Below are 17,126 nucleotides of genomic sequence, written 5' to 3'. Positions count from 1 at the left end.
CAGGCTCATGCGCAGTTTTGCAGTGGGCCGCCCCAGGCCCGCAGGCGGCTGGCTGGCTTTGGCCGGCGCGGCCCTGCTCTGGGCCCAGCCAAACGCCCAAGCCGCACTGACCGACAACCTGGGCGCCAGCGTGGTGGCCATGTCCATGGGCAATGCGGTGGTGGCCGACCCGCCGGGCCTGGACTCCATCCACTTCAACCCCGCCGGCTTGGCGCGACTGAAGGCGAATCGGCGCCAGGATGCGGTGTTCGGCGCCTCCATCAAGCCCTATGCGAGCTTCTCGCAGCCGCCCGACTTTGACATCGGCGGCTGGAAAGAAGACCCGCTGAACGGCACGCGCACCGGCGACAAGGTCAACGCTTCGCTGTTTTTGCCGCTCTACGGCCCGATCAAGCGGCCCCTGCCTTCGGCCGTGGGTGCGGGTCTGGGTTTGGCCTTTCATGCGCCCGACTCCAAATGGACCTTTGGCACCGCGTCCTATGTGCCCATGGCCGTGGGCATTGACCGCACCGAAGACCCGAACGACCCGGCCCGCTTTGACGGCAAGAAGATCGTCATTCAGCGCCTGGTCTATCTCTCACCGACCGCCGCCTACCAATACAGCGACACGCTGAGCTTTGGCATTGGCGTGCCCATTGCTCACCAGGGCTTTGCGCTCAACACCGATATGCGCATGCCCAACCAATTGCTGGGCATCATCGGCAAGCTGCAAGATGCTTGGTGCGGTGACCAAGGCAACCCGCTGGACACCCTGGCCTTTGGCCTGTGCGGCGGCGGCAAAGAGGGCCGACTGCGCCCCTTCAACAAGGCCGGCAATATGGACTTTGAGCTGACCGCGCCGGTAGACCCCACGCTGAACCTGGGCGTTTTGTGGGAGCCCAAGGACTGGTTTGCGCTGGGCGCCAGCTATCAGTTCGGCAGCAAGACGGCCATGACGGGCCGTTTCAGCTTCCAAGCCGACCCCATGCTGCGCAAATTTGTAGACGGCATGTATGCCAGCCTGCAAGGGCCCATCCTGGCGGCCACCTTTGGCATGCCGACCTCCATCCCGGCGGTGCAAAGCGGCAACGTCACCCTGGTGTTGCCCTTCCCCGAACATGCGCAGGTGGGCATCAAGGTCAAGCCCCTGTCTTTTCTGCAATTCAATGTGGACGCCAACTGGACCAACTGGAAGCGCTGGGACAAGATGACTTTTCAGTTCGACCAGCAGGTCGCGCTGCTGCAGATGGCGCGCCTGTTCGGCCAGCCCGATGCCAGCAAATTGGTGATTCCGCGCGGCTACCAAAGCCCCTTGCACTTTGGCTATGGCATGGACCTCAGCATCGGCCAGAGCCTTCATCTGCGCGCCGGCTATGAGCCGCGGAAGAGCTCGGTGCCGCGCTCGGCCATGGACTTGATCGCGCCCATGCCAGACCTCACCGTCAAGAGTGTGGGCATTGGCTACACCACCAAGAGCGGCACCCGCTTCGACGCCACCGCCAGCTATGCCCATGGCAAGTTCGATCTGCCCGCCAACACCAGCTGCAATCTGAACTGCAACAACTTCTTCAACGTGATCTACAACCCCTATGCGGGGCTGGACATCAATGGCGGCATCCGCATTCGCTATGCCGGCATCTCGATGTCACATGAATTTTGATTCGCCCCCTGCTTCCCTTTCTCACTTGCTAACGTCCAAAGCCCATGAAGTCTCCCGTTCAATTGATGGCCCTGTGCGGCGCCTTGCTGCTGGCAAGCCCGCTGACCTCGCTGGCCCAAACCCCCTCTTCCACTCCCACTGCCACTCCCACGCCTGTGGCCAAGCCCGCCGCGGCGAACGACAAACGCCAAGCCTTGGTCGACAAGCTCTTGAGCCTGTGGCGCGTTGAAGACGTGGCCGTGGTGATGGTTCAGCGCCCGGCAGCCAGCGCCATGGAGCAGGCCCGCATTGCGCTGCAAGGGCGCGTGAGCGTCGAGAAGCGCGAGCGCACGCTGAAAGACATCAGCAGCGATGTACAAACCTATGTGGACGAGGCCACGCCGATTGCGCGCGACAGCGCCCAGCGCCTGGTGCGGCCAACCCTGAGCCCGCTGCTGCTGGCGCAGTTCAGCGATGAGGAACTGGGGCAAATCATTGCCCTGCTGGAGTCGCCGGTGAAGAAGAAGTTCGAGAAGCTGGTGCCGGAGCTGGAACGCGCGCTGGGCGAGAAAGTCGCCGAGGACAGCGGCGCTGCCATCAACCCCAAGCTGCAGACCATGACCCAGGCCGTGGGCTTGAAGTTGCGCGCAGCTTCGATCGCGCCCTGAGCTGAGCCTGCCGGCAATTCAGGGCATGGGCAGCTGGTACTTTTTCATCAGCTGCGCATAGGCCTTGCTTTGCCGGTAACGCGTCAAAGCATCGGCAAAGCGCTGTGCCAAGGCCGAATGACCCCGTGCGCTTGAAAACGCGACGTAGTTTCGCGAACTGGCAATCGGCGGCTGCAGCGAGCTGATGCTGGCGAACTCCGGCCGGCCTTGGTAGACGGTATTGAAGTCCATCCAATTCACCGCAGCCACGCTGGCGTGCCCCGCGAGCAAGCGACGCACCAAGTCGTCCATGGAGCTGGCTTCGATGCGCTTGGCCCGGTCAATCTCGACCTGACCGAACTGAAAACCACGCACGGCCACCAGACTGTGCTGGGCCAAAAAGGTTGTCACATCGCCGTTGAACAGCATGCGCGCGGCCTCGTCTTTGCGAGCAATGAAACGAACCTCCGCGGTGGACAGCTGATTGCCCTCCACGAACACGGCCCAAGCCTCGCGCTCCGGCGTGCGCGAGATGTAGGTCACCGCATCGGCCTGGCCCGTTTCCACCATCAGCAGCGCGCGCTTCCACGGCAGGCTGCGCCAGTGGACTTTCATCCCGAGGCTTTGCGCCGCGGCCTCGACCATTTCCACATGCAGGCCCGCGGGCTTGCCCTTGAGCACCATTTCATACGGCGGGTAGTCGTCGTCGCCGCGCACCAACTCCAGCGTCTTTTGCTGCGCGCCCACGCTGGCCGCGCTCAGGCCAAGCACCAAAGGCACCGTCGCCAAAAGCAAATTCCGCAGCAGATGGGGCAGCTGAGCCGTCTTCATCGTTTCCTCAAAAGCTTGGACAGAAGTCTAGCCCTTGGTTCCGCCCGCACCATGGGTAGTTTTCAGCAGCGCCACTCACATTTCTTTAAAGCGATGGGTGTAGCTTTCAGCCACCAACAAGGACTCGTTGCGGTCTTTGAGCTTGAGTTGCAGGCGGCCGCGGAAATCGCGTGTCGCGCCAGCAATGGCCGCCACATTGACCAAGGTGCTGCGATGGATCTGCCAGAACTGGTGCGGGTCCAGCTCCTCCACCAGTTCTTTCAGCGGCTTGCGGATCAGGGCCTCGGCATCGCGGGTGACGACGCGGGTGTACTTGGTATCGGACTGAAAGTACAAGATCTCATCCACCGTCAAGAGGCGCAGGGTCTGCCCCACCGAGACATTGATCCAACGCAGGGGGGCGCGCGCTGGCGGACTCGACGCCTCTGCAACGCCGCCGGATCGCTGCGCCAGTTGCGCCAGGACGCCCGACAAGTCAGCCGGCGCCTCGTGCAACCTTTGCTTGAGGCGGCTGACGGTGGTGAACAGTCGCGGCATGGACAAGGGCTTGAGCAAATAGTCCACCGCGCCCGCATCAAAGGCCTCCAGCGCAAATTGGTCATAGGCCGTCACAAACACGATATGGCTGGAGCGCGCCGCCCCGCCCAGCGCGGCTGCAGCTGGCCCGCCCAGGTGACGCGCCACCTCCAGGCCTGTCGCACCCGGCATCTGAATGTCCAGGAAGACCACATCCGGCTGATGTTCGGCAACGGCGCGCAAGGCCGCGATGCCATCACTGGCCTCGGCCACGATGGACAACTCGGGCCAGACCTGAGCCAGGGCCTCGATCAGCTCCTGCCTGAGGGTTTCTTCATCTTCGGCAATCACTGCCGTCACGACTCTGCTCATGGCGTCATCCAGCCTTTTGTTTCTCTCGTCTTTTCATCAAGGCCGGCGGCCCATGGCCGCTCTCAGCTGTGCGATCAAGCCATCCATCTGCGAGGCCGCATCCGGGTCGCCGCGGGCATAAGCCGACTCGATCGCCAGCAAAGCCTCGAACAAAACCTGCGGCTCCATCTGCGCTTTCTTCGCGGCCAGACTGGCGGCCACGGCATCGCGGGCATAGCGGCTTTGTTCTTCTTGCAAGTGTTGCAGAGCCTGGGCGCTGCGGCGGCGGCGCTGGTGCATCTCATAAGCCGCCACGACCAAGCCACCCGCCACCCAGGCATTCAAAGCCACGCCCAGGCCATGCGACCAGCTGGGGCGAATCAAGTCGGGCACGGCACAGACCCGGCAGGCCGCCGCCAGCAGCTGCGGGTCCGTCAACCAAGACAAGAGCGGCGGCATCAGCAAGCCCAGCAGCAGTGCGGAGCCCAGCGCGCCGAGGCCGGTCGCCGCCAACAATCGCAGGCCACGTCGGGCGTGGTTTGACGCGCTGCGGTCCGCCGGCAACCAGCAGAGCAGAATCACCAGCGCCTGGATGCAGAGCTGACCCATGCTCAACGCCAGATAGGTCCAAGACTGGGGCTCGGGCTCAAAGTCCAGCAAGGGCCCGAGGCTCTCGACACTCAGGTAGAGCGCCACCGCCAAGGCGCACAGCAACTCGCCGCCGCGCAGCGACTTCCAGCTGCGCCAGACATGAGTGCAGAGCCACAAGAGGCGGCGGGGCCTGTTCTCAACAAACGTCATTGCGCCAGCTCCCCCGGCAGCACGATGCGCGCCAGCACGCCACGCGGCTGCAGCGTCTCCAACTCCAATCGAGCCTGCGGGCCAAAGTACGCCAGCAAGCGGGCGCGGGTATTGGCCAAACCGACGCCGCTGCCGCTGCTGCCGACAAAGCCGGCGCCATCGTCGCGCACCTCCAGCAGGAGGGTCTCGGCTTGCGGGCCCGTGCTTTCGCGCCTGGCCACAATCTCGATGCGCCCGCCTTCGCTCAGAGGCCCCAAGCCATGCTTGATGGCGTTCTCCACCAAAGTGGCCAAGATCAAAGGGGGCAAGCGCAAGCTCAGCAAGCTCGGGTCGGCCTTGATCTCAAAACGCAGGCGCTCGCCCATGCGCATTTGCAGAATCGCCAGATAGTTGCGCAGCAGGTCCAGCTCCTGCCCGAGGCTGGACCAGGGCTCGCGCAGCGCCGGCAAGGTCGCCCGCAAATAGGCGATCAGATGGCCCAGCATGTCGCGGCCGCGGTCGGGCGTACTGGCATACAGGCGGCGCGTGGTCGCCAAAGTGTTGAACAAAAAGTGCGGCTCGATTTGCGCGTTCAGCGCCGCCAACTGCGCCTCCATCTGGCGGGTGCGCAGCTCCTGGCTTTGCGCCTGGGCCTGGCTGAGTCGCTCCCGCAAGTCACGCTCTGCCGCCAGCCATACGAGCACCGCATAAGCCAAGCTGCCCAGCAAGCTGTACATGGCCCAGCGCGTCACAAAGAAGCCCCAGTACAGGATCGAGTCTGGCTGACGGAACTGTATCCAGGCAAAGCGCAAGAGCAGCGCCAGGGCCACGCCCAAGGCCACCCAGGCAATGCGAAACACCCACTCCGCCCGCGCACTGCTGCGATGGGCCCGGCGCCACCCAGCCAGGCAAGCTTCGGCCGTGGCCGCGCCCAGCAGCATCAAACCGCCCGGCAAGAGCGCCAGACCCGACAGGCCCAGCACCGCCTTGAACCAGGCCTGCATCGCTGAGTCGCCGCGCGGCATCCAGCTCAAGGCGCGGCTCAGCGCCATCAGCAGGCTGATCAGCATCACCGCGGCGAACACCCGCCGGTTGAAGATAGAGAAAAAGGCTTGACGCATCCGCGCGTTGAGCTGCCAGCAGCAGCCAAGAGGAAGAAGAGAAGTCGCGCTGCCACAGCCCTGCGACCCAAATCACCGTGAGACTCCAAAGGCTTGAAGCGCACGGTACCTCATTGTTTCTGAGCCGGCAGGCTTGGGAGTGGGCTTTGTGACGAAGTCGGCTGGGGCGCGACGAAATGTTGGCATGGCGGATGTTTTGCCATGCCATTCGCCAAGAGGAAGCAGTCCAACTCCTTGGCGCCTCATGTTCAACGCCTGATCAGCCCGGTGAACGCTGTTGGCGGCAATGCCAGGCACCTCAAGTCGAAGCGAGGTCAAGCAGTACAAAGTGAGGGCGACTGCATTAAGTCCTGGCTCCAAACTCCAGCATCAACGCTGCGGTTCGGTCAGCAGAGCTGGCAACAAAGCGGTGACTTCCAGATTCAGCTGTTGCCGCAAAAACTCCAACTTCTCGACATTGCTCATTACCTCCCATGGGTCGGCCGCGGCCTCCTTGCGGTGGCTGATCCGAGCTTCGCTCTGTGTGACGATGCTCTCGCGCTCCAGTTTGCCGCTGCTCAAATTGATCAGGCTGACCTTGAAATAGGTGAACGGAGCCAGGAAGCCACGGTAGGTTTCGCTGTTCTGCCCATCCGTCACGGGCGTCTCTCGATCGATGAAAAAGCCCAGGCCTTCCAGCATGCCGCTACCCTGCTTCTCGCGCAGCGTCTTGATGATTAACTCACCGCGATGCCTCCGAACCAGCAGCAAGTGGCTGGCTTGCAATTGCTTGAGTACCGGCTCCAGCACCGCAGGGCTGACAAAACGTCCGCCCTCGAGCAAATTGGCCGGGTCGCCCAAGACATCAGCCGAGGCCAACTTGAGCGCAAAGACAGTCGCTTTAGGTTCGATCTGCTTGATCTGCGCATCGATAGTGACGAGTGCGGTTTGGTCGAAAACACCCCCATTCAATTCAAAAGACTCACGCAAGTTGGAATCCAAATGGGATCCGATTTTTGACTGCCTGGACACCACTTGCAGCTTGTCGCCCAGCAAGGAGATCACCACAAATTTGCGCGCCTGATCGTCGGGCGCCGCCACCGCCGGCCCACTCGCCAGAGCCACACCCGCCGCCCAGGCGAGGCTCAGCCAAACCCGACGCCGGGCTATGGATGTCATCACTACTTTTTTCTTGCTGCTCATTTTTTGGTTTCTCCCTTGATTGAACGCCCGCCGCGTGAAGAGCGGGCGAGTCTACCCAGCCCATCCGTTCGTGTCGAACGTTAGCACCGGCTTTCAGTCACGTACGACAGCCATCAACGCGGCAAGCCGCAGCCGCACACTGTTCACAGCTATATTGCCCACCACAAAAATAAGACACTTGTTTAATTAGAAAGACAAGTGTTTTATGATGTTCACATGGACTCCAAAAAAGATCAGCTGCTCGCTCTGATCGCCCACAACCCCTTCATCAGCCAGCAAGACTTGGCCGAGCGGCTGGGCTTGTCGCGCTCGGCGGTGGCGGGCTATGTGGCGGCGCTCACCAAGGAGCGGCGCATTCTCGGGCGGGCCTATGTGCTGCCGGGCGCGCGCAAGCTGGTGTGCATAGGCGGCAGCAATGTGGACCGCAAGCTGCGCGGCCTTGAAGCCTTGCAGATGGGCAATTCCAACCCGGCGCGCTTGAGCGAAAGCCCCGGCGGGGTGGCGCGCAATGTGGCGGAGAACCTGGCCCGTCTGGGCTTGCAGGTGCAGCTCTTGACGGCGCTGGGCGATGACGCGGCTGGGCGCTATTTGCTGGGCCATGCGGCCAGCGTCGGGGTCGACAGCAGCGCCAGCCTGATCGCCGCCGACGCGCCCACCGGCAGCTACACCGCGGTGCTGAGCCCCGAGGGTGAGTTGGTGCTGGGCCTGGCGCAGATGGACTTGTGCGAGCGGCTCACGCCCGACTATTTGCGTCAATGCACGGCGCAAAGAGCCCAGGCCGGGCTGACCCTGGTGGACCTGAATTTGCCGGCCGAGAGCCTAGCGTTCTTGCTGGCTGAAGCTGCCGAGGAGAAGTCCGCTCCCTTGGTCGCGGTGGCGGTGTCGGCGCCCAAGATGGCGCGGCTGCCGCAGTCGCTGCAGGGCTTGAGCCTCTTGATTTTGAACCGTGACGAGTTAGCGGCCGCGACCGGCCTGGAGTTGGGCCTTGACGACCCCTCTCAGCTGCAGCGCGCCCATGAAGCCTTGGCCGCGCGCGGCCTGCAACGCTTGATCGTGACCCAAGGCGCAGGTCGACTCTTCTTTGGTTCAGCGGGCCAAGCGCTGAAGTCCATAAAGCCGCCGGCTACGTCGGTGGTGGAGGTCAGCGGTGCGGGCGATGCCTTTGCTGCCGGCGTTTGCGCGGCCTTGCTGCAAGAGCCCGAGGATCTGGCCGCCGCCTGCAAGCTGGGCCTGCGCCTGGCCCGACTCACCCTGCGAAGCGAACACAGCGTTTCGCCCGAACTCAGCCCTGAATTGCTCTTGCCATGAACACATCAATGACTGCCGCACAAAAGTTCCTCGCCTTTTCACCCGAGGTGGCTGCCGCCCGCGCCGCCGGCCGCCCCATCGTGGCGCTGGAGAGCACCATCATTTCGCACGGCATGCCTTACCCGCAGAATGTGCAAACCGCTCGCGAGGTGGAGGCGCTGATCCGCGCCCAAGGCGCCGTGCCGGCCACGATTGCGGTGCTGGACGGCAAGATCCGCATCGGCTTGTCTGACGCCGAACTGGAGTTGCTGGGCCAGTCGCCCGAGGCGATGAAGGTCAGCCGCCGCGACCTGCCCTATGTGCTGGCTAGCGGCAAGATTGGCGCCACCACCGTGGCGGCCACCATGATCTGCGCCGAGTTGGCCGGCATCGCGGTGTTTGTGACCGGCGGCATCGGCGGGGTGCACCGGGGCGCCGAGATTTCATTCGACATCTCGGCCGATTTGCAAGAGTTGGCCCAGACCTCGGTGGCGGTGGTCTGCGCTGGCGCCAAGTCCATCCTCGACATCGGCCTGACGCTGGAATACCTAGAGACGCACGGTGTGCCTGTGCTCAGCATCGGCCAAGACAATTTCGCCGCCTTCTACACGCCGGACAGCGGCTTCAAGGCCGACTTCCGCCTCGACACGCCCGCCGAGCAGGCCGACTTCTTGCGCTGCAAATGGGCGCTGGGCCTGGCCGGCGGTGTGGTCATCAGCAACCCGGTACCCGCCGCCGAGGCCATGCCGCGCGAAGAAATCGATGCCATCACCGCCCAGGCGCTGAGTGAGGCCGAGACCCAAGGCATCCAGGGCAAGGCCGTCACGCCCTTTTTGCTGGCCCGCATCAAGGCTCTGACCGAAGGCCGCAGTCTGGCCACCAATATCGCTTTGGTGAAAAACAATGCCGTCGCCGGTGCGCGGCTGGCCTGCGCGCTGCAAGCGGGCTGAGTCCTCGCGACTAAGCACTCCGCAACACGCCACAAATCGCCGTGCCTTGATGGCCCTGTGAAGGTCCCTCAGCGCTGAAGCCTGCCCAGACCGCTGCGCGCTCTGGGCACCCTGGCCGTCCTCGGCCAAGCCGGAACAGCTCGCCCTCCCCAAGTCACATCGCCCTTCGAAACGTGCAGAACTGCACTGTTTCAGGCTGACTCACGCCCACAAATCGGCAAAAATGATATTCAATGCAGTCAAGCGCCAAGAGATTTCTGCAAATTATCATTTTTATCGCTTAACGAACCGGAGTGTGCCGCATGAACAGCCACCTGACTCTGCCGCCGGAACTGACGATTTACACCGTGGGTGAACTGCTGCCGACCATGCTGCAAGCGCTGAGTTCACAGCCCGCTTCGCCAACGGATGCGACAGAACGCGAGGCCATCACCGCATTGAGCCTGGATGCCGCCCCAGTCACGCAAATTGATACCGCCGGCCTGCAGTTGCTGCAAGCCATGGCCCTGCATTGCGCAAAGCTGGCTTTGCCCCTGAGCTTTCTGAACCCCAGCGCCCGCCTCTGCGCCGCAGCAGAAGCCATGGGCATGACGGACTTGCGGGCCTGCTTGCTGGCCCAGGAGTGCACAGCATGAGCCCCAATGAACTCGACGCCAGCTTCATCGCCACGGCCTTGCCGGCCTTTTTCAGCGAGGCGCATGAGCAGTTGGAAGCGCTGGAGCAGTTGCTGCTGGAACTGGAAGACGACAGCGGCAACCGCCAACTGCTGGACGCCCTGTTCCGCTGCGCCCACACCATCAAGGGCTCGGCCGGCCTGTTTGGCCTGGACGCCGTGGTCGCCTTCACCCACCATGTGGAGACCGAGCTGGACCTGCTGCGCGAAGGCCGCTTGAGCCTGAGCCCGGCCATGTCCACCCTGCTGCTGCGCTGCAAGGACGAGATCCTGGACCTCTTGGCCAAGGCACAGAACCAGCAGGTCGACAGCAGCGATGACGCCCAAAGGCGCGGCGCCCTGATCGAAAAGCTGCAGTTGCTGGGTGGCCAAACCACCGTGGCCACATCGGCTCACGACCATGCGAGTGCCCCGAACTCTCAGCCAGAGGCCCAAGCTGGAGGCCGCTGGCATCTGAGCCTGAACTTCCGGCAAGATGCCTTCCGCAGCGGCCTGGACCCGATGGCGCTGCTGAATTACTTGCGCGGCATGGGCGAGATTCAGCAGCTGCACTGCGATATCTCGCGACTGCCCGGCCTGGACGCGCTGGACCCCGAAAGCTGCCACCTAGGCTTTGAGTTCGACTTCGAAACCAGCGCCGATCGCGCAGCCATCGAGTCCGCCTTCAGCTTTGTGCAAGAAGACTGCGACATCAGCCTGCAAGCCTTGACGGCCCCGGCCCAAACCGGAGCAGAGATCGCTGAGACCGGCGCCGATGCCATCAAAGTGAGGCCGTCGGGCCCATCCCAGGCCGAACCCCTTTCGGCTCGGTCCGCTGAGCCTGCCGCTGCCCAGCGCAACGCCGCTGCCGGTGCGCCGGCCGAAGAGCAACGCTTCATCCGGGTGCAAGCCGATCGGCTGGACGCGGTGATCAATCTGCTGGGCGAACTGGTGATCGCCAGCGCCGGTGCCACCCTGCTGGCGCGGCAAACCCGCCAAGGTGCCCTGGTCGAAGCGAATGGCCAGATCAGCCAGTTGGTGGAAGAAATCCGCAACGGCACGCTACAACTGCGCATGGTGCCGATTGGCGAAACCTTTTCGCGCTTTCGCCGCGTGGTGCGCGACACCGCGGCCGAGCTGGGCAAAGAAGTGCAGCTCGACATCGTCGGCGGCGAAACCGAACTGGACAAGTCAGTGGTGGAGCGCATCGCCGACCCCTTGATGCACTTGGTGCGCAATGGCCTGGACCACGGACTGGAAACACCCGCCGAGCGCCGTGCCGCCGGCAAGCCCGAACAGGGGCGCCTGACCTTGTCGGCCTGCCACGAGGCCGGCAGCATCCTGATTCGCATCGACGACGATGGCCGCGGCATCCATCGCCAGAAAGTGCTGCAACGCGCCTGGGACCGCGGCTTGGTCGAGCCCGGCATGGTGCCCAATGACGAAGACATCTTGCAGCTGATCTTCGCCCCCGGTTTCTCAACTGCCGAGAAGATCACCAATCTGTCGGGACGCGGTGTCGGCATGGATGTGGTGCGCAGCAATATCCAAGCGCTGCGTGGCTCGGTGCAGATCACCAGCAGCGAAGGCCAGGGCAGCCGCATCGAGATTCGCCTGCCACTGACGCTGGCCATCATCGACGGCTTCTTGGTCAGCGTGGGTCACTCCAAATTCGTATTCCCACTGGATGCGGTGGTCGAGGTGATCGAAGACCGCCCCTCCCTCAGCAGCCTGGACGAACGCGGCCGTGGCGTGGTGGAGCTGCGGGGTCAGGTCTTGCCTGTGGTGGGCCTGCGCAAGCTGTACGCGCTGGACTCACCGGCGCCAGAGCGTGCCAGTGTGGTGGTGCTGCAGTCGGCCGGCCGGCGCTACGGCGTGCAGGTGGACGCGCTGCTGGGTCAGCACCAAACGGTGATCAAACCTCTGGGGCGTATGTTCCGCAGCCTGCGCGGCATGTCGGGCTCCTCGATTCTCGGTAACGGCGAAGTCGCGCTGATCTTCGATGTTCATTCGCTTTGCCAACTGGCCGCGGCAGCGCCGACGCGCTCTGCCCTTTCCCCTTCGCTGATGTCTCAAGCATCGCTGTAAGACCACGCCAAAGAAGGACTCGCCTCATGAACACGCCCACCTACTCTTGGATGCAGCAACTGATTGCGGGCGAGGCCTTGAGCCATGCCCATGCAGAAACGGAGCGCGCCGAGCAGGCCGCCGGTGCGGCTCAGCAGAGCTTGCAGTCCCTGCGCGAACAAGCCGACGCGATGCGCGCCCAGCTCGACGCCATCAACAAATCGCAAGCCGTGATCGAGTTCAAACCCGATGGCACGGTGCTGCATGCCAACGACAACTTCTTGAACGCCCTGGGCTACAGCATGGACGAGATCCGCGGCAAGCACCACAGCATGTTCGTCGAGCCCTCCTACGTTCAAAGCCTGGAGTACCGGCAGTTCTGGGACAAGCTGGCACGCGGCGAATTCGATGCCGGCCAGTACAAACGGATCGGCAAAGGCGGCCGCGAGGTCTGGATCGAGGCGAGCTACAACCCAGTCTTTGACTCCCAAGGGCGACCCGCCAAGGTGGTCAAACTGGCCACTGACATCACCGCCGCCAAACTGCGCGCCGCTGATTTTGAAGGTCAGCTCAATGCGGTGAGCAAATCGCAAGCGGTGATTGAGTTCAAGCTCGACGGCACGATTCTTCACGCCAACGAGAACTTTTTGCAGACGCTGGGCTACAGCCTGGACGAGATCAAGGGCCGCCATCACAGCCTGTTCGCCGAGCCCGGCTATGCGCAAACAACGGAGTACCGGCATTTTTGGGAAAAGCTCGGCCGCGGCGAGTTTGATGCCGGCCAGTACAAGCGCATCGGCAAGGCCGGGCGAGAGGTCTGGATACAGGCCAGCTACAACCCCATCTTCGACATGAATGGCAAGCCCTTCAAGGTCGTCAAATACGCCACCGACATCACCGCCGAGGTGATGGCCAACCGCATGCTGTGCGAGGCCGTCGAGCAAGCACAAGAGGTGACGGCCGCAGCCCGCCAGGGTGACCTGAGCCCGCGCATTCCGCTGGCCGGCAAGACCGGACAAATCGAGCAGCTCTGCCAAGGGGTGAACGGCCTGATGGAAACCACCGCCATGATCATTGACGATGTGGGTCGGGTCTTCGGCGCTTTGGCTTCGGGCGATCTGAGCCAACGCGTCAGCCGCAACTACGAGGGCACTTTTGACCATGTCAAGCTCGATGCCAACAGCAGCTGCGAGAAGCTAAGCCTCATCATCACCGAGGTTAGAGCCGCGGCCGATGCTTTGGGCGGCGCCTCCAGCCAGGTCAGCGAGACCGCGCAAAGCCTGTCACAAGCGGCCAGCGAACAAGCCGCCTCGGTGGAGGAGACCACCGCCTCGATCGAGCAGATGTCGGCCTCGATTGCACAAAACAGCGACAACGCCAAGGTCACCGACGGCATGGCCATCAAGGCCAGCCAGGAGGCTGGCGAAGGTGGCAGTGCCGTCACCCTGACGGTGGCCGCCATGAAGCAGATCGCCGCCAAGATCGGCATCATTGACGACATCGCCTACCAAACCAATCTGCTGGCCCTGAACGCGGCCATCGAAGCCGCACGCGCCGGCGAGCATGGCAAGGGCTTCGCGGTGGTGGCCGCCGAGGTGCGCAAGCTGGCCGAACGCAGCCAGGAGGCGGCCAAGGAAATTGGCGACCTGGCCGGCAATAGCGTCAGCACCGCCGAGCGCGCCGGCAAGCTGCTGGGCGAGATCGTGCCCAGCATCCAAAAGACCAGCGATCTGGTGCAGGAAATCTCGGCCGCATCGGTCGAGCAGACCCAGTCGGTCAACCAGATCGGCGGCGCCATGACCCATTTGAGCAAGGCCACCCAGCAAAACGCCGCCGCCTCCGAAGAGCTGGCGGCCACCTCGGAAGAGTTGTCCAACCAGGCCGGCCAATTGCAGCAGGCGGTGGCCTTCTTCAAGTTGGACGCCGAAGACAGCTCGGCGCTGCGCCAAAGCGGCTTCGGTGCGGCCACCGAAACCCAGGCCGCCCGCATGCAGGAAAGGCGCGCCCCCAACTCACCGATGCGCGCCAACAAAAGCGGCCAGAGCACAGCCGGCAACAGCGCCAAGTCCTTGGGGCTGAACCGCGCGGCGGCCACCGGCACGCACGGCAACTTCCGCCCCTATTAAGAACCCGACTTAAAGCGCCAGCCGGCCTAGAACCCACAGGCCAGGCTCGGCGACTCTCCACCCAGTTTGATTTCGTTTAGCAAGCAAAGGACCCGTCTTATGAACCAGCCTTCCTACTCCTGGCTCCAACAATGGGTGGCAGGCCAAGCCTTGAGCCAAGCTCATGCGCAAACCCTGTTGGCCGAGCAAGCCGCCAGTGCTGCTCACCAAGAAACAGCGCAGACCGAACAGCGCTTGGCCGCCCTGCAAGAGCAAGCTGAAACTCTGCAAGCGCAGCTGCAGGCGAGCCAAGCCCAACTCGATGCCTTCAACAAGTCGCAGGCGGTGATCGAGTTCAAGCCCGATGGCACGGTGCTGCATGCCAACGACAACTTCTTGAATGCCCTGGGTTACAGCCTGGATGAAATCCGCGGCAAACACCACAGCCTCTTCGTCGAAGCCGCTTTCGTCCAAAGCTTGGAGTACCGCCAGTTTTGGGACAAGCTGGCTCGCGGCGAGTTCGATGCCGGTCAGTACAAACGCATCGCCAAGGGCGGCCGCGAAGTCTGGATTGAAGCCAGTTACAACCCCGTGTTTGACAATCAGGGCCGCGTCGCCAAGGTGGTCAAGCTGGCCACCGACATCACGGCTGCCAAGCTGCGCGCTGCTGACTCTGAAGGCCAGCTCAATGCGGTGAGCAAGTCACAAGCGGTGATTGAGTTCAAGCTCGACGGCAGCATTCTTCACGCCAACGAGAACTTTCTTCACGCGCTGGGCTACAGCCTGGACGAAATCAAAGGCCGCCACCACAGCCTGTTCGCCGAGCCCGGATTTGCGCAGACGCTGGAGTACCGCCACTTCTGGGACAAGCTGGGCCGCGGCGAGTTCGATGCCGGCCAGTACAAGCGCATCGGCAAGGGCGGCCGCGAGGTCTGGATCCAGGCCAGCTACAACCCCATCTTCGACATGAACGGCAAGCCCTTCAAGGTCGTCAAATACGCCACCGACATCACCGCCGAGGTGATGGCCAGCCGCATGCTGCGCGAGGCGGTTGACCAAGCTCAGCTCATCACCGCCGCGGCGCGCCAGGGTGATCTGAGCCAGCGCATTCCGCTGGTCGGCAAGAGCGGCCCGATCGAGCAGTTGTGCGCCGGCGTGAACAGCCTGATGGAAACCACCGCCATGATCATTGATGACGTGGGCCGTGTCTTTGGCGCTCTGGCCGCCGGCGATCTGAGCCAGCGCGTCACCCGTGACTACGAAGGCACCTTCGAGCAGGTCAAGACCGATGCCAATGCCACCAGCGAGAAGCTCGCCGCCATCATCGAAGACGTGGGCCGGGTCTTTTCCAGCATCTCCAATGGCGACCTGACCCAGCGCATTGAGCGCGAGGCCGAGGGCACTTTCGAGCAGGTCAAGCTCGATGCCAACAGCAGCTGCGAAAAGCTGGCCCTCATCATTGCCGAAGTGCGGGCCGCAGCCGATGCGCTGAGCGGCGCCTCCAGCCAGGTCAGCGAGACCGCACAAAGCCTGTCACAAGCGGCCAGCGAGCAAGCCGCCTCGGTGGAGGAGACCACCGCCTCGATCGAGCAGATGTCGGCCTCGATTGCACAAAACAGCGACAACGCCAAGGTCACCGACGGCATGGCCATCAAGGCCAGCCAGGAAGCTGGCGAAGGTGGCAGTGCCGTCACCCTGACGGTGGCCGCCATGAAGCAGATCGCCGCCAAGATCGGCATCATTGACGACATCGCTTACCAGACCAATCTACTGGCCTTGAACGCGGCCATCGAAGCGGCACGCGCTGGCGAGCATGGCAAAGGCTTCGCGGTGGTGGCCGCCGAGGTGCGCAAACTGGCCGAACGCAGCCAGGAGGCGGCCAAGGAAATTGGCGACCTGGCCGGCAATAGCGTCAGCACCGCCGAGCGCGCCGGCAAGCTGCTGGGCGAGATCGTGCCCAGCATCCAAAAAACCAGCGACTTGGTGCAAGAGATCGCCTCTGCGTCCATGGAGCAAAGCCAGTCGGTCAACCAGATCGGCGGCGCCATGACGCAGCTGAGCAAGGCCACGCAGCAAAACGCCGCCGCCTCCGAAGAGCTGGCCGCCACCTCGGAAGAGCTGTCCAACCAGGCCGGCCAATTGCAGCAGTCGGTGGCCTTCTTCAAGGTGGACATGGAAAGCGCGAACGCCGTACGCCACAGCAGCGCAAGCGCCGGGCTTGAGCATCCCATGGCACGACAGGTCGAACGCCGTGCGCCCAACTCGCCGATGCGAGGCAGCAGCAGCTTCAGCAGTGCGGGTGCGCGATCGGCCGGCATGAACCGCGCGGCGGCCACCGGCACTCACGGCAATTTCCGCCCCTACTGAGCGCCGCAGCAATGCCAGCTCACGCCCCCTTTTCTCTTTTGTCACAGGAGCCTCCGCATCATGAATGCCCAAGACAAGGCCGTTAGTGCCAACACCCAGTACCTGACCTTTGGCCTGGGCGAGGAAGTGTTCGCCATGGACATCCGCACGGTGCGCGAGATCATTCAAGTCGGCCCCATGACCACGGTGCCGCTGATGCCCAGCTTTATGCGCGGCGTGATCAATCTGCGCGGGGCGGTAGTGCCGGTGATCGACCTGCAAGCCCGCTTCGGGCGCCCCGCCGCCGGCCTCAGCAAAAAGAGCTGCATCATCATCTTCGATGCGCAGCGTTCAGGCGAGCGGCAGGAGTTGGGCCTGCTGGTCGATGCGGTCAGCGAGGTGATTGATATCGCCAGCCACGACATCGAGGCAGCACCCGACTTCGGCACCGCGGTGCGCCGCGATTTCATCCGCGGCATGGGCCGTACGGCCCAGGGTTTTGTGATCGTCCTGGAGCCCGACCGCGCTTTTGATGTGGAAGACATGGCCCAGCTTTGCGAGCACAGCCAGCTGAGCGGCCATGACGCGTCCGCGGCTCAGGCCTCGGCGAACTCGGCCGCGCACTTGGCGCAGAGCAATCGCGCGCGCGCCGCCATGCCCATGGCGGCCTGAA

14 protein-coding genes are annotated in these 17,126 nt (G+C 63.4%); 9 read left to right on the top strand and 5 right to left on the bottom strand.

The features are described from left to right. The first annotated feature begins 7 nt into the window (after window positions 1–7). Complete coding sequence (locus tag LNV06_RS14640) at window positions 8–1,639, top strand: OmpP1/FadL family transporter (protein WP_263539025.1); 1,632 nt, start codon at window positions 8–10, stop codon at window positions 1,637–1,639. Between the two features lie 44 nt (window positions 1,640–1,683). Further along, the gene (locus LNV06_RS14635; RefSeq protein WP_263539024.1) at window positions 1,684–2,286 is read left to right on the top strand and encodes a DUF2059 domain-containing protein; all 603 of its coding nucleotides are present in this window, start codon (window positions 1,684–1,686) and stop codon (window positions 2,284–2,286) included. Window positions 2,287–2,304: 18 nt separating this feature from the next. Here the strand turns inward: LNV06_RS14635 and LNV06_RS14630 are convergent, their stop codons facing one another. The 5 genes from LNV06_RS14630 to LNV06_RS14610 all read right to left on the bottom strand — a co-directional run bounded on the left by LNV06_RS14630 (window position 2,305) and on the right by LNV06_RS14610 (window position 7,046). Continuing rightward, the gene (locus LNV06_RS14630) at window positions 2,305–3,096 is read right to left on the bottom strand and encodes a substrate-binding periplasmic protein (RefSeq protein WP_263539023.1); all 792 of its coding nucleotides are present in this window, start codon (window positions 3,094–3,096) and stop codon (window positions 2,305–2,307) included. A 75-nt stretch (window positions 3,097–3,171) separates the two neighbouring features. Further along, window positions 3,172–3,984, bottom strand: a complete 813-nt coding sequence (locus LNV06_RS14625; protein WP_263539022.1) for a LytR/AlgR family response regulator transcription factor — start codon at window positions 3,982–3,984, stop codon at window positions 3,172–3,174. A 36-nt stretch (window positions 3,985–4,020) separates the two neighbouring features. Beyond that, window positions 4,021–4,731, bottom strand: coding sequence for a hypothetical protein (locus LNV06_RS14620; RefSeq protein WP_263539021.1), 711 nt, complete (start codon window positions 4,729–4,731; stop codon window positions 4,021–4,023). A 29-nt stretch (window positions 4,732–4,760) separates the two neighbouring features. Then, window positions 4,761–5,864, bottom strand: a complete 1,104-nt coding sequence (locus LNV06_RS14615; RefSeq protein WP_263539020.1) for a sensor histidine kinase — start codon at window positions 5,862–5,864, stop codon at window positions 4,761–4,763. Between the two features lie 369 nt (window positions 5,865–6,233). Then, window positions 6,234–7,046 (bottom strand): hypothetical protein, encoded by an 813-nt coding sequence (locus LNV06_RS14610; protein ID WP_263539019.1) that lies wholly within the window; start codon window positions 7,044–7,046, stop codon window positions 6,234–6,236. A gap of 216 nt (window positions 7,047–7,262) precedes the next feature. Here LNV06_RS14610 and LNV06_RS14605 point away from each other — a divergent pair, with 216 nt between their 5' ends. The 7 genes from LNV06_RS14605 to LNV06_RS14575 all read left to right on the top strand — a co-directional run bounded on the left by LNV06_RS14605 (window position 7,263) and on the right by LNV06_RS14575 (window position 17,125). Next, a complete protein-coding gene (locus LNV06_RS14605) occupies window positions 7,263–8,354 on the top strand; it encodes a carbohydrate kinase (protein WP_263539018.1) in 1,092 nt (363 codons plus the stop codon). Continuing rightward, on the top strand, window positions 8,351–9,283 hold the full coding sequence (locus LNV06_RS14600; RefSeq protein ID WP_263539017.1) for a pseudouridine-5'-phosphate glycosidase: 933 nt from the start codon (window positions 8,351–8,353) through the stop codon (window positions 9,281–9,283). The genes LNV06_RS14605 and LNV06_RS14600 overlap by 4 nt, the downstream gene beginning before the upstream one ends. A 302-nt stretch (window positions 9,284–9,585) precedes the next feature. Beyond that, entirely contained in the window at window positions 9,586–9,918 is a 333-nt protein-coding gene (locus LNV06_RS14595; protein ID WP_263539016.1) for an STAS domain-containing protein, read from the top strand. Then, on the top strand, window positions 9,915–12,023 hold the full coding sequence (locus LNV06_RS14590; RefSeq protein WP_263539015.1) for a chemotaxis protein CheA: 2,109 nt from the start codon (window positions 9,915–9,917) through the stop codon (window positions 12,021–12,023). Before LNV06_RS14595 ends, LNV06_RS14590 begins: the two co-directional genes overlap by 4 nt. A gap of 170 nt (window positions 12,024–12,193) precedes the next feature. Continuing rightward, window positions 12,194–14,128, top strand: a complete 1,935-nt coding sequence (locus tag LNV06_RS14585; protein WP_505190988.1) for a methyl-accepting chemotaxis protein — start codon at window positions 12,194–12,196, stop codon at window positions 14,126–14,128. A 99-nt stretch (window positions 14,129–14,227) separates the two neighbouring features. Then, on the top strand, window positions 14,228–16,474 hold the full coding sequence (locus LNV06_RS14580; RefSeq protein WP_263539013.1) for a methyl-accepting chemotaxis protein: 2,247 nt from the start codon (window positions 14,228–14,230) through the stop codon (window positions 16,472–16,474). A 60-nt stretch (window positions 16,475–16,534) separates the two neighbouring features. Then, window positions 16,535–17,125 carry a chemotaxis protein CheW gene (locus tag LNV06_RS14575; protein ID WP_263539012.1) on the top strand — a complete coding sequence of 197 codons (591 nt, stop codon included), beginning with the start codon at window positions 16,535–16,537 and terminating at the stop codon, window positions 17,123–17,125. Window position 17,126 lies beyond the last annotated feature (1 nt).

It is taken from the genome of Paucibacter sp. Y2R2-4 (assembly GCF_025717535.1).
Taxonomy (GTDB): Bacteria; Pseudomonadota; Gammaproteobacteria; order Burkholderiales; family Burkholderiaceae_C; genus Paucibacter_A.
This window is presented reverse-complemented; position numbering and strand designations above follow the sequence as displayed.